This window comes from Massilia oculi, assembly GCF_003143515.1.
GTDB classification, from domain to species: Bacteria; Pseudomonadota; Gammaproteobacteria; order Burkholderiales; family Burkholderiaceae_D; genus Telluria; species Telluria oculi.
In genome coordinates this window covers 457486-469238 of record NZ_CP029343.1, presented here as the reverse complement: position 1 = coordinate 469238, position 11753 = coordinate 457486, and the positions used below count along the sequence as shown (strand labels likewise).

Here is an 11753-nt window from a genome sequence, read left to right as displayed (position 1 = left end):
CCAGATAATCGCCGGTCGATGGTGAACTATTACCATCAGGTGTGGGCAACGAGGCGAAACCGCGACAGAATCACCAGCCGGCACCATGCCGACAGTCACTATTGTTCCCTCAGGCATTAAAATCCTCCTTGCAAGAATTAACCCAAGGGATGGTATGGCAAGGCCAGAGAAAGTCCGCCTCGGCGAAGTGCTGATGCAGCAGAAACTGTTGAGTGAAGAGCAACTTCAGCAGGCGCTCGCCGACCAGAAGCGCACCGGGCGCAAGCTCGGCCGGGTCTTCGTCGAAAGCGGCTTCGTCACCGAAGACCAGATCTCGGGCGCGCTGGCGCGCCAGCTCGACATCCCTTACCTGAACCTGAAGTTCTACAACATCAACGCCGACCTGGTGCGCCTGCTGCCTGAGACCGCGGCGCGGCGCTTCCGCGCGCTGGTGCTGGAAGACCGCAAGGAGACGATGCTGGTCGGCGTCTCCGACCCGACCGACCTGTTCGCCTATGACGAGATCGCGCGCTTGATCAAGAAGGGCGTCGAGCTGGCGGTGGTCAACGAGACCGAGGTACTGGCGGCGATCGATCGCATCTACCGCCGCACCGGCGAGATCACGGGCCTGGCGCGCGAGGTCGAGGCCGACCTGGGTGACGCGTCGATCGACTTCGGCGCGCTGGCCGCCAATCCGGGCCTCGAGGAAGCACCGATCGTCAAGCTGCTGCAATCGGTGTTCGACGACGCGGCCCAGGTGCGCGCATCCGACATCCATATCGAACCGCAGGAAGGCCGGCTGCAGATCCGCTTCCGCATCGACGGCGTGCTGCACCTGCAGACCGAGGCCGACCTCAAGGTCGCCACGCCGCTCGCGCTGCGCCTGAAATTGATGGCCGACCTCGACATCTCCGAGAAACGCCTGCCGCAGGACGGCCGCTTTGCGGTCAAGGTGCGCAACCAGCGCATCGACGTGCGTATCTCGACCATGCCGACCCAGTACGGCGAATCGGTGGTCATGCGTCTGCTGAACCAGGTCGGCGCCAATCTGCGCCTCGATGCGATCGGCATGCCGGCGCGCCTGGTCGAGCGCTTCCGCGCCATCGTCGCCCGGCCCAACGGCCTGGTGCTGGTGACCGGGCCGACTGGCAGCGGCAAGACCACGACCCTGTACAGCGCCTTGTCGGAACTGAATTCGGTCGAGAAGAAGCTCATCACGGTCGAGGACCCGGTGGAATACCGCCTGTCGGGCATCAACCAGGTGCAGGTCAACGACAAGATCGAGCTGTCGTTCGCGCGCGTGCTGCGCTCGGCGCTGCGGCAAGACCCGGACATCGTGCTGGTCGGCGAGATGCGCGACCAGGAGACCGCCGCCATCGGCCTGCGCGCCGCGATGACGGGCCACCTGGTGCTGTCGACGCTGCACACCAACGACGCCGCCTCGACCCCGCTGCGCCTGATGGACATGGGCGTGCCGCGCTATATGGTGAGCGGTTCGCTGCAGGCGGTGCTGGCCCAGCGCCTGGTGCGCGTGATCTGCGAGAGCTGCACCGTCGACTACCAGCCGGCCGCCAACGAGATCGACTGGCTGCGCGCCGAGCTGGGCGAGCATGCCGCGACCACGCGCTTTTATCACGGCAAGGGCTGCTCGCACTGCAACGGCACCGGCTATCGCGGCCGCACCGGCGTCTATGAACTGCTGGAGATGACGCGCGCCGTCACCGACGCCGTCAACCATCCGGACCCCGGTCACTTCCTCAAGGTCGCCCACACCGAAATGCGCGGCGAGACCTTGCGCCGCCACGCGGTGAGCCTGGCGGTGCAGGGGCGCTCGACGATCGCCGAGGCGATGCGGGTCAGTAACCAGATGGACGACTAAGGACTGCGACTGATCCATGCCATATTTCGCCTACAAGGGCCGCAATGGACGCGGCGAGCAGGTAACGGGGGTGCTCGAAGGCGCGGACAGCGGGGCCGTGGCCGACCAGCTGTTCGGCAGCGGCGTCACGCCGATCGAGATCGCGGTCACGCGCAAGGCGGCGACCACTGGCGGCCTGGGTTGGCGCGAGCGCCTGTTCGAGAAGAAGGTCACGTCGATGGACGTGCAGCTGTTCAGCCGCCAGATCCATACGCTGCTCAAGTCGGGCGTGCCGATCATGCGCGGCCTCGCCGGATTGCAGGAATCGGCGATCAGCCCGGCGTTCGCGCGCGTGATCAAGGATTTGCGCGAGTCGCTCGACGCCGGGCGTGAGTTGTCAAGCGCCATGATGCGCCATCCGCAATGCTACTCGCCGTTCTACCTGTCGATGGTGAAGGTGGGAGAAATGACGGGACGGCTGGAAGAAGTCTTCCTGCGCCTGTTCGACCATCTGGAATTCGACCGCGACATGCGCGAGCGGGTCAAGACGGCGCTGCGCTACCCGAGTTTCGTGGTCATTGCGATGATCATCGCCATGGTGGTGGTCAACATCTTCGTCATTCCGCAATTCGCTTCGGTATTCAAGTCGTTCGGGTCCGAATTGCCGCTGATGACGCGCATCCTGTTGGCGACCTCCAGCTTCACGGTCAAGTGGTGGCCGGCCATCGCCGGCGGCGCGGCGCTGGCCTGGTTCGGCTTCCGCGCCTGGACCCGCACCGCGAAGGGACGGCTGGATTGGGACCGCTACAAGCTGCGCCTGCCGATCGCAGGCAAGATCATCCACAAGGGGACCATGGCCCGTTTCGCGCGCAGCTTCGCGCTGTCGATGCGCAGCGGAGTGCCGATCGTCCATGCGCTGACGGTGGTGTCGCAGACCGCCGACAACGCCTACCTCAGTTCGCGCATCGAGCAGATGCGCGACGGCGTCGAGCGCGGCGAAAGCATCCTGCGCACCTCGACGGCGGCGAATGTATTTACGCCAATCGTGCTGCAGATGATCGCGGTGGGGGAAGAGACGGGGTCGATCGACGATTTGATGGACGAGATCGGGCAGATGTACGAGCGCGAGGTGGACTATGAGCTCAAGACCTTGTCCAGTCAGATCGAACCGATCCTGATTACCTTCCTGGGTGTGATGGTGCTGATCCTGGCGCTGGGGATTTTCTTGCCGATCTGGGATCTTGGACAGGCGGCGCTGCATCCAAAATAAGTAGGACGACCTGGAGGTGTTGCGAAAAGAACGCACGCGCTCGGTGAAACTTGACATTTCGTTAATGAAACATTACTTAGCGACGATTCTTTTGCCGTCAAGACATTAAAATTGCACATTCTCACGGTAGAATCGCCCAGCAATACAGACCCCGGCAGGACGGCCACTCGTCCCCCTCATCGTAACGGAGAAAGAAGAATGAAAACCAGTTTCAACAAGACGGCGCAGAGTGGTTTCACCCTGATCGAACTGATCGTGGTGATCGTCATCCTGGGCATTCTGGCGGCGACCGCGCTGCCGAAGTTCGCGAGCCTGAGCGGCGACGCGCGCGCGGCCTCGCTGCAGGGCGCCAAGGGCGCCGTCAGTTCGGCATCGGCGATGGCCCACGGCAAATGGCTGATCGCGAACGCCGCATCGATCACCGTCGAAGGCGGCACCCAGGTCGATATCGTCCTGGGCTATCCGAGTGCCGAAACGATCGCGGCGGCGGCCGGCCTGTCCGACACCGATTACACGATCATCCCCAACGGCCAGCAGACCATCGTGCGTCCGAAGAGCATGCCGGCAGCGCTCAACGCCACCTGCATGCTGACCTACAACGAAGCCAACGGCGCCAACCCGATGCCGCGGATCGTCGTCACCGCAACCAAGTGCGAGTAAGCGCGGCGTGACCCGTGCAACAGGCGCTGCCGGTCAGCGCCTGTTTTCTTATCGCCCGCCGCAAGCGCCTGTGCGATCCAGCCACAGGCGCGCTTCAAATTTGCTGGCTTGGCGACTTTCTGTGATTTTTCGGGGCAGTCTTGTCTATAATCAAGTTTTCGTGGGCATAGTGCGCTTTCGTGTTTCGCTTCCTCGCCGATCCATCACCGATACTTGCGACCTGACTGGCCGTGCGCATGCGTTTGTTTAAAAGAACGAAGAAAAAAGAGGGGTGGCTGTCGATCTCCATCGGGCGCGACGGACTCGCCATCGCCGCCGTCAAGCATGTCGCCGGCGCCCGGCCGTTGCTGCGCCATGCCGTCTTCGTCGGCGGTCCGACCAGCGTCGAGGCGATCGACAAGGCAGCGCGCGACGGCCATGCGGCCACGCGCCATGTGACGACGCTGCTGTCCGGCGGCGACTACCAGATCCTCAACGTCGAAGCGCCGAACGTGCCGCGAGAGGAAATGAAGACCGCGATCCGCTGGCGCCTGAAGGACATCCTCGATTTCCCGGCGGCGGAAGCCACGATCGACGTGCTCGACATCCCGCTCGACGCCAATGCGCGCGCCCAGCAATCGGTCTTCGCCGTCGCCGCCCGCAATACCGTGATCCAGCCGCGCCAGAAGCTGTTCCTCGACGCGAAAGTCGAGCTGCACGCGATCGACATCCCCGAGATGGCCCAGCGTAATGTATCGGCGATGCTGGAACCGGAAGGGCGCGGTGTCGCCATGCTTTCGTTCGGCGACGACGGCGGCCTGCTGACCGTGTCCTATCGCGGCGAGCTGTACCTGTCGCGCCGCTTCGACGTCACCCTGGCGCAGCTGCTCGAACCGGACCATGAGCGCAAGCACCAGACCTTCGACAAGATCACCCTCGAGCTGCAACGCTCGCTCGACCATTTCGAGCGCCAGTATTCCTTCATCAGCATCGCCAAGCTGGTGCTGGGGCCATCGGCCGTGAGCGGCCTGGACGAATACCTGTCGAGCAATCTCTACACGCCGGTCGAGACGCTCGACCTGGCCGCGCTGTTCGACCTGTCGCGCACGCCCGAGCTGGCGGACAAGGCGCAGCAGCAGCGCTTCTTTCTCGCGATCGGCGCCGCGCTGCGCGAAGGCGAGGGCGCATGAAGCAGCAGATCAACCTGTTCAATCCGGCCTTCCAGCCGCAGAAGCAGGTGCTGTCGAGCGCGACCATCGCGCTGGCGGTCGGCGCCGTGATCGCGGGCATCGCCATCCTCGCCGCGATCGGCAAGATGGAAACCGCAGAACTGCAGCAGCAGGCCGCCAGCGGCGCTGGCCAGCTCGAGAAACGCCAGGCGCGCCTGGCCACGGCCAACCGCGAATTCATCCCCCGCCAGCAGGACGCGACGCTGGAGGCGCAGATCGCCGAGGCGACTACCCAGCTGGCCGCGATGCGCCACATCTCCGGCGCGCTGTCGCGCGGAGAACTGGGCGACACCAGCGGCTTCGCCGGCTACTTCAAGGCGCTGGCGCGCCAGAGCGTGCAGGGCCTGTGGCTGACCGGCGTGACGGTGGGCGCCGGCGGCGCGCAGATCGGCATCAAGGGCCGTACGGTCGATCCGGCCATGGTGCCGGGCTACCTGAACCGCCTGACGAACGAGCCGCTGATGCAGGGTAAATCCTTCGCCAGCCTGCAGATCGGCGAGGCCGCGCCGTTGCAGGTGCAGGATGCCGAAGGCAAGCCGGCGACCCGTCCGGCGCCTTATATCGAATTCAGCCTGCAATCGGTCCCCGAGGAATCTCGTCCATGAGCGGGCAAATGAAAGAGCGCATCCTCCAACTGCGTGCGCGCATCGATGCGCTGTCGCTGCGCGAACGCGGCCTGGTAGGCCTGGCGGCATGCGCGCTGCTGGCCTTCGCCGGCCACGCGCTGGTGCTGGCGCCGATGGAGGCGGACCAGGAGGCGCTGCGCAGCCAGATCGCGCAGCAGCGCACCGACATGGCTGCGATCGACGACGCCATCACGGGCCGCGTGCAGGCTTTCCAGCGCGACCCCGACGCCGCGCCGCGCGCTCGCCTGAACTCGCTGCGCCAGGAGATGGGCCAGCTCGGCGACCAGCTGCTGGCCATCGAGCACGGCCTGGTGCCACCCGAGCGCATGGGCCCACTGGTCGACGGCATCCTGCGCGCCAACGGCCGCCTGAAGCTGGTGTCGATGCGGACCTTGCCGGCCGAGCCGCTGGCGGACAAGCAGGCGCCTGCGCCCGCCGCCACGTCTGCGCCGGCCGCCGCCCCCTTGCTATACCGCCACGGCATCGAAGTCACGGTGCGCGGCAATTATCTCGACATGGTCGACTACATGAGCGCACTCGATGCGATGCCGACCCGGATGTTCTGGGGCCGCGCCCAGCTCGACGTGGAGGAGTATCCCGCCGCGCGCCTGACGCTCACCCTGCATACCCTGAGCCTGGACCGACAATGGATGAAGCTGTGAAGAACCTGTTCCTGACCGCGCTGGCTTGCCTGGCGCTCGCCCAATCCGCCAGCGCGCAAGCGCTGCTCGATCCCACCCGCCCGCCGCCGGGAATGGACCGGATCGCTCCTGACTCGATCGCCGTCGACGCCGCGCCGCGCCTGCAATCGGTGCTGATCGCGCGCCAGGCGGGCGGTCGCCACGTGGCCGTGATCGACGGCGAGACGGTGCGCTTGGGCGAGACCTTCAAGGGCGCCCGCGTGGCGCGCGTCAGCGCCGACGAGGTCGTGCTGGTGCGCGGCGCCGAACGCCAGGTGCTGCGCATGGACGCACCGCTGCCCGGCATGACGCCGGCCGCCAAATGACAAGGCAATCCATCATGACCAAGCTTTTCGCGACTCCCTGCGCGCTGGCGGCGGTGCTGTTCCTGGCCGCTTGCCAGAGCGCCCCGCCGAACGCCACCTACGACGCCATCGCCCAGGAGATGGCCAGGGCCAACGCCCAGCCGGCGCCTCGACCGGCGGTCGACGACGCGGTGGCCAATGCGCTGCTGCCGCCGGCGGCGACCCTGGCCAGCCAGCTGCCGAAGGCGCGGCCGGCGCTCGAGGAGCGCTTCAACGTCGCCTTCAACAACGTGCCCGCGCAGCAGTTCTTCCGCTCGATCGTGGCCGGCACCCGTTACAACATGCTGGTGCACCCGGACGTGAGCGGCAATATCAGCGCCAACCTGAAGGACGTGACCCTGGTCGAGACGCTGGAAGCGGTGCGCGATATGTACGGCTACGATTACCGGATCGACGGCGCGCGCATCAGTATCCGCCCGCTGACCATGCAGACCCGCATGTTCCAGGTGAACTACCTGACCGCCAGCCGGCGCGGGATGTCGAACACGCGCGTGTCCTCGACCTCGGTGGCGGACGCCGGCAACAACGGTAACAACAGCGGCAACAACAACGGCGGGATGGGCCAGGGCTTCGGCAACCAGGACGGGCAGAACGGCCAGAACGGCCAGAACGGCAACAGCCAGAACGGCCAGCGCCAGCTCAACAGCACCGACGTCCAGACCCGCTCCGACAACGACTTCTGGAAAGACCTGAAGGAATCGATCGTCGCCATCGTCGGCACGCTCGAGGGCGGGCGCAGCGTGGTGGTCAGCCCGCAGTCCGGCGTGCTGGTGATCCGCGCCATGCCCGACGAATTGCGCAACGTCGACGCCTACCTGAAGGCGACCCAGCTGTCGGTGGACCGCCAGGTGATCCTGGAAGCGAAGATCCTCGAAGTGGAGCTCTCCGACAGCTACCAGAGCGGCATCAACTGGGCCTCGTTCGCCTCGTTCCGCGGCGGCACCGCCAACCGGGTCTCGAGCGGCATGATCTCGCCCGGCGCGAACCTGGCGCCGCTGCCGTACAACGGCGGCCAGCCGGCCGTGATCAACAATGGCGCGGGCCTGTCGGCCAGCACCGGTTTCTCGCTGTCCAACGCGGCCAGCGCGGCCGGTTCGCTGTTCGGCTTCGCCTTCCAGACCAATAACTTCGCGGCCCTGATCACCTTCCTGGAGTCGCAGGGCAGCGTGCATGTGCTGTCCAGCCCCCGCATCGCGGCGATCAACAACCAGAAGGCCGTGCTCAAGATCGGCACCGACGAATTCTTCGTCACCGGCATCACCAATAACATCAACACCACCAACAGCAGCACCATCGTCAGCCCGAGCGTGACGGTGCAGCCGTTCTTCTCGGGCGTGGTGCTGGACGTGACGCCGCAGATCGACGACAAGGGGAATATTCTCCTGCACGTGCATCCATCGGTGAGCCAGGTCACGACCGTCAACAAGGACGTCGACCTCGGTTCGGGCGGCACCCTGCGCCTGCCGCTGGCGGCGTCGAGCACCTCGGAGCTCGACAGCATCGTGCGCGGCCGCGACGGCCAGGTGGTCGCGATCGGCGGCCTGATGCGGCAAGCGTCGAGCGGCGACACCGACCAGCTGCCCGGCGCCGACAGGATCCCGCTGCTGGGCCAGCTGTTCCGCAACAAGAGCCGCTCGAGTCAGAAGCGCGAGCTGGTGGTGCTGATCAAGCCGACCATCGTCGAAGGGGCGAGCGACTGGAGCCAGGACATGCTGGACGCCGGCCGCCGCATCGAACAGCTCGACCCGCGCAGCCGCGGCCGCACCCTGGGTGCCGACTGATGTACGCGACGCACTTCGGCCTGCGCGAGCTGCCGTTCGGGATCACGCCCGACACCAGCTTCTTCTTCGGCAGCCCGCGCTCGCAGGAAGCGCTGAACACGCTGCTGGTGGCGACCCGCGGCGGTGAAGGCTTCATCAAGATCACCGGCGAAGTCGGCACCGGCAAGACGCTGTTGTGCCGCAAGTTCATGGCCACGCTGGGCGAGGGCTTCGTCACCGCCTACATCCCGAATCCTTACCTGGAGCCGCGTACGCTCATGCTGGCGCTGGCCGACGAACTGGCCATCCCGCTCGAGCGCGACGTCGACCAGCACCAGCTGCTCAAGGCGATCAACCTGCGCCTGCTCGATCTGGCCGGCCAGGACTTGCGCGTGGTGCTGTGCCTCGACGAGGCGCAGGCGATCCCGGTCGAGAGCCTGGAGGCGCTGCGCCTGCTGACCAATCTCGAGACCGAGAAGAGGAAGCTGCTGCAGATCGTCCTGTTCGGCCAGCCGGAACTGAACCGCAAGCTCGCACTCGAGTCGATCCGCCAGCTGGCCCAGCGCATCACCTTCCATTATCACCTCGGTCCCCTGAGCCGCGACGACCTCGATTTCTACGTGGCGCACCGCCTGCGCGTGGCCGGCTTCAGCGGCGCGCGCCTGTTTTCGGGCGCCGCGATCCGCGGCCTCTACAAGGCCAGCGGCGGCGTGCCGCGCCTGGTCAACATCATGGCGCACAAGGCGCTGATGCTCAGCTACGGCCAGGGCAAGCAGCAGGTGGCCGGCAGCCATGTGGCGATCGCCGCGCGCGATACGGTGGGCGTGACGCGCACGATCCGGACCTGGCTCGCGGGCGGCGCCGTCGTCGCCGGCGCGGCGGCGGCCCTGGCCTGGGCGTTCGCGCTATGAGCCTGATTAACGAGATGCTGCAGGACCTCGATGCGCGCGCCGGCCAGCCCGGCGCTGCGCCGCTGCCGGCCGACGTGCGCTTGCCGCCGGCGCCCGAACCGCGGGCCCGATGGATGCGTGGGGTGCTGGTGGGTGGGGCGGTGGTCGCCGTCGCCGCGGCCGGCGTGATCGGCTGGCGGATGATGGGCGAACAGCCGCCGCCGGTGGTGGCCGCGGCGGCGCCCGTTGCGCCTGCCATACCCGCGCCGGAGGCGGTGCTGGTCGAGATGCCCGCGGCCGCGCCGGTGCTGGTGGCCGACGTCGCTCCGCCGACGCCGGTAGTGCCGGCACCTGAACCGGAACCGGAACCGGAACCCGCGCCGGCGCCTCCATCGCCAAAAACAGCGGCCGCGCCGCGCAAGCCAGCGCCACCCAAGCCGGCGCCAGTGGCGCAAGGCAGGATTGAGACGGCCCCGCAGCGCGTCGATAATGCCTACCGCCGCGCGCTGCTGGTGCTGGAGGATGGGCGCGTGACCGAGGCCATCGCGACCCTGCAGGCCGGATTGCGGATCGACCCCCGGCACGAGCCGTCGCGCCAGACGCTGGTGGGACTGCTGATCGAAGCGGGACGCACCGACGAGGCGATGCGCCAGTTGCAGGCGGCCCTGGCGCTCGAGGCACGTCAACCGTCGATGGCGATGCTGCTGGCGCGCCTGCAACTGGAGAAGGGCGGTCCGGCGCTCGAGACGCTGATGCGCACCTTGCCCCATGCGGCCGGCAATGGCGAGTACCACGCCTTCCTGGCCGGCGTGCTGCAACGCGAGGGACGTCATCGCGAAGCGGCCGAGCACTACCGGGCCGCGCTGCGCGCCACGCCGGGCAATGGCGTGTGGTGGATGGGACTCGGCATCTCGCTGCAGGCCGAGAAGTGCGATCCCGATGCGGTGGCGGCGTTCTGGCAGGCGCTTGGCAGCGGAACGCTGTCGCCCGAGTTGGCGGCCTTCGTCGAGCGCCGCCTGGGGCAGCTCGAACGATAGTCCAGCCCCGGCGGGTATTGCCGTCCTTGTGATAGCATCGCCGGGTTCGTTTCATTCCTGGCATCTATTCGCAAAATCACGTGTCCACCTCGACGCAGTTCGTCCCTCCAGCCGCACCATGGCGCATGCGCGTGGCGTTAACGCTGTCCGTGCTGCTTCACCTGCTGCTGTTGAGCATCCCCATCCAGGGGGATGTCTTCGGGCTTTCCGGCCTGCGCCTTCCCTGGGAAGAGCGGCGTCTGGCCGCCAGCGACCTGCAGATCGTGCTGGCTCCCGCGGCACCCGCCACGCCGCCCGCACCCGTCGTGGCGCCGCGGCCGCTCCCGTCTCCGGCGCCGGCGTCTGCCCCGCGCGAGCGGCCGGCCGCGGCGGCGCCGGCCAGGGCCGAACCAAAGCCCGAGCCGAAACCCGAACCCAGGCCCGAGCCCCGACCCGTAGCCAGACTCGTACCCAGGCCCGAACCCGACCCGGACCGGCAGGCTGCGCAGCCGTCTCGCCAGGTGGAGCTGATCGCGCTCGCGCGCGAGCAGGCGGAACGCGAAGCAAGCGCGCGCGTGGAGCTCGACCGGATCGCGGCCGAACGACGGGAGGCGGCGCGGGAGGAACAGGAAAGCAGGGAAGCGCTGGCGCGCCAGGAGGAGGAGGAGCGCGCGTCAGCCGCGCTGCTGGAGGCCGGGCGTCTCGAACGTGAACGCCTCGACGCCGTGCGCCGCGAGCAAGAGGCGGCGCGCCAGGAAGCCATCCAGCAGGAGCTGGCCCGGCAAGAACAGGCCCGTCAGGAACAGGCCCGTCAGGAACAGTCCCGTCAGGAACAGGCCCGCCACGAACAGGCAAGGCTGGAAGAAGCCCAGCGCGAGCAGGAGCGCGCAAAACAGGCCCAGGCGCAGGCCACCCAGGCGCCGGCGCAGCAGGGCCCCGCCGACCGCGGGCAGGCCGCGCAACTGGCGCCGCGCGCCGAACGGCTGCGCGCGATCGCCGAACAGCTGGCCCGGGAATCCGGCGGGCGCGACCGCGCAAGCAGTGCGCCGGGGGTGCCGCCGTCCACGGTCAGCGGCCTGCGCCGCGGCTGGCTGTTCGGACGCTCCGATCCCAACCAGGACCTGGTCCAGTATGCGCAAGCCATGGGCCGCAAGATCGAGTTGAACCGGACGCTGGACATGGTGCGCGAAGTGGTGAAGCAGCCGCACACGCAGCCGGTCGTGACGGTGGCGGTGCGCGCCGATGGTTCGGTGGAAAAGATCACGTTCGAGACCTCGAGCGGGGTGGCGGCGATCGATGACGGCATCCGCAAGATCATCGCGAGCCAGGCGCCCTATGGCCCATTCCCGCCGGCGCTGGCGCGGCAGTACGACGTGGTCGAGATCCGCCGCACCTGGCTGTTCGACGTTGCCGTGCGCTTGCAATAATGACCTTTCAAGTT

Annotated in this window: 11 protein-coding genes; all 11 read left to right on the top strand. The window is 67.3% G+C overall.

Going from position 1 to position 11753, the window contains the following annotated elements:
• Positions 1-154: 154 nt before the first annotated feature.
• The 11 genes from DIR46_RS02060 to DIR46_RS02010 all read left to right on the top strand — a co-directional run bounded on the left by DIR46_RS02060 (position 155) and on the right by DIR46_RS02010 (position 11739).
• Positions 155-1858: a GspE/PulE family protein gene (locus DIR46_RS02060; protein WP_109343760.1), complete on the top strand. Its 1704-nt coding sequence runs from the start codon at positions 155-157 to the stop codon at positions 1856-1858.
• 16 nt (positions 1859-1874) lie between these two features.
• Entirely contained in the window at positions 1875-3107 is a 1233-nt protein-coding gene (locus tag DIR46_RS02055; protein ID WP_109343759.1) for a type II secretion system F family protein, read from the top strand.
• Between the two features lie 198 nt (positions 3108-3305).
• Positions 3306-3767 carry a prepilin-type N-terminal cleavage/methylation domain-containing protein gene (locus tag DIR46_RS27555; RefSeq protein ID WP_109343758.1) on the top strand — a complete coding sequence of 154 codons (462 nt, stop codon included), beginning with the start codon at positions 3306-3308 and terminating at the stop codon, positions 3765-3767.
• 236 nt (positions 3768-4003) lie between these two features.
• Complete coding sequence (gene pilM / locus DIR46_RS02045) at positions 4004-4936, top strand: type IV pilus biogenesis protein PilM (RefSeq protein ID WP_109343757.1); 933 nt, start codon at positions 4004-4006, stop codon at positions 4934-4936.
• On the top strand, positions 4933-5580 hold the full coding sequence (locus DIR46_RS02040) for a hypothetical protein (RefSeq protein WP_109343756.1): 648 nt from the start codon (positions 4933-4935) through the stop codon (positions 5578-5580). Before pilM ends, DIR46_RS02040 begins: the two co-directional genes overlap by 4 nt.
• Before the next feature lie 8 nt (positions 5581-5588).
• Positions 5589-6263: a type II secretion system protein GspM gene (locus DIR46_RS02035; protein ID WP_109343755.1), complete on the top strand. Its 675-nt coding sequence runs from the start codon at positions 5589-5591 to the stop codon at positions 6261-6263.
• Complete coding sequence (locus tag DIR46_RS02030) at positions 6248-6607, top strand: hypothetical protein (protein ID WP_109343754.1); 360 nt, start codon at positions 6248-6250, stop codon at positions 6605-6607. Before DIR46_RS02035 ends, DIR46_RS02030 begins: the two co-directional genes overlap by 16 nt.
• A gap of 14 nt (positions 6608-6621) precedes the next feature.
• Positions 6622-8427, top strand: a complete 1806-nt coding sequence (gene mshL / locus DIR46_RS02025) for a pilus (MSHA type) biogenesis protein MshL (protein ID WP_109343753.1) — start codon at positions 6622-6624, stop codon at positions 8425-8427.
• Positions 8427-9317 (top strand): ExeA family protein, encoded by an 891-nt coding sequence (locus tag DIR46_RS02020; protein WP_109343752.1) that lies wholly within the window; start codon positions 8427-8429, stop codon positions 9315-9317. Before mshL ends, DIR46_RS02020 begins: the two co-directional genes overlap by 1 nt.
• Entirely contained in the window at positions 9314-10333 is a 1020-nt protein-coding gene (locus tag DIR46_RS02015) for a tetratricopeptide repeat protein (RefSeq protein ID WP_109343751.1), read from the top strand. The genes DIR46_RS02020 and DIR46_RS02015 overlap by 4 nt, the downstream gene beginning before the upstream one ends.
• A gap of 80 nt (positions 10334-10413) precedes the next feature.
• Positions 10414-11739, top strand: coding sequence for a TonB C-terminal domain-containing protein (locus DIR46_RS02010; protein WP_162819375.1), 1326 nt, complete (start codon positions 10414-10416; stop codon positions 11737-11739).
• Positions 11740-11753 lie beyond the last annotated feature (14 nt).

Coding starts and splice junctions, on each gene's coding strand:
- DIR46_RS02060 (WP_109343760.1), top strand. CDS start 155: ATGGCAAGGCCAGAGAAAGTCCGCCTCGGCGAAGTGCTGATGCAGCAG.
- DIR46_RS02055 (WP_109343759.1), top strand. CDS start 1,875: ATGCCATATTTCGCCTACAAGGGCCGCAATGGACGCGGCGAGCAGGTA.
- DIR46_RS27555 (WP_109343758.1), top strand. CDS start 3,306: ATGAAAACCAGTTTCAACAAGACGGCGCAGAGTGGTTTCACCCTGATC.
- pilM (WP_109343757.1), top strand. CDS start 4,004: ATGCGTTTGTTTAAAAGAACGAAGAAAAAAGAGGGGTGGCTGTCGATC.
- DIR46_RS02040 (WP_109343756.1), top strand. CDS start 4,933: ATGAAGCAGCAGATCAACCTGTTCAATCCGGCCTTCCAGCCGCAGAAG.
- DIR46_RS02035 (WP_109343755.1), top strand. CDS start 5,589: ATGAAAGAGCGCATCCTCCAACTGCGTGCGCGCATCGATGCGCTGTCG.
- DIR46_RS02030 (WP_109343754.1), top strand. CDS start 6,248: ATGGATGAAGCTGTGAAGAACCTGTTCCTGACCGCGCTGGCTTGCCTG.
- mshL (WP_109343753.1), top strand. CDS start 6,622: ATGACCAAGCTTTTCGCGACTCCCTGCGCGCTGGCGGCGGTGCTGTTC.
- DIR46_RS02020 (WP_109343752.1), top strand. CDS start 8,427: ATGTACGCGACGCACTTCGGCCTGCGCGAGCTGCCGTTCGGGATCACG.
- DIR46_RS02015 (WP_109343751.1), top strand. CDS start 9,314: ATGAGCCTGATTAACGAGATGCTGCAGGACCTCGATGCGCGCGCCGGC.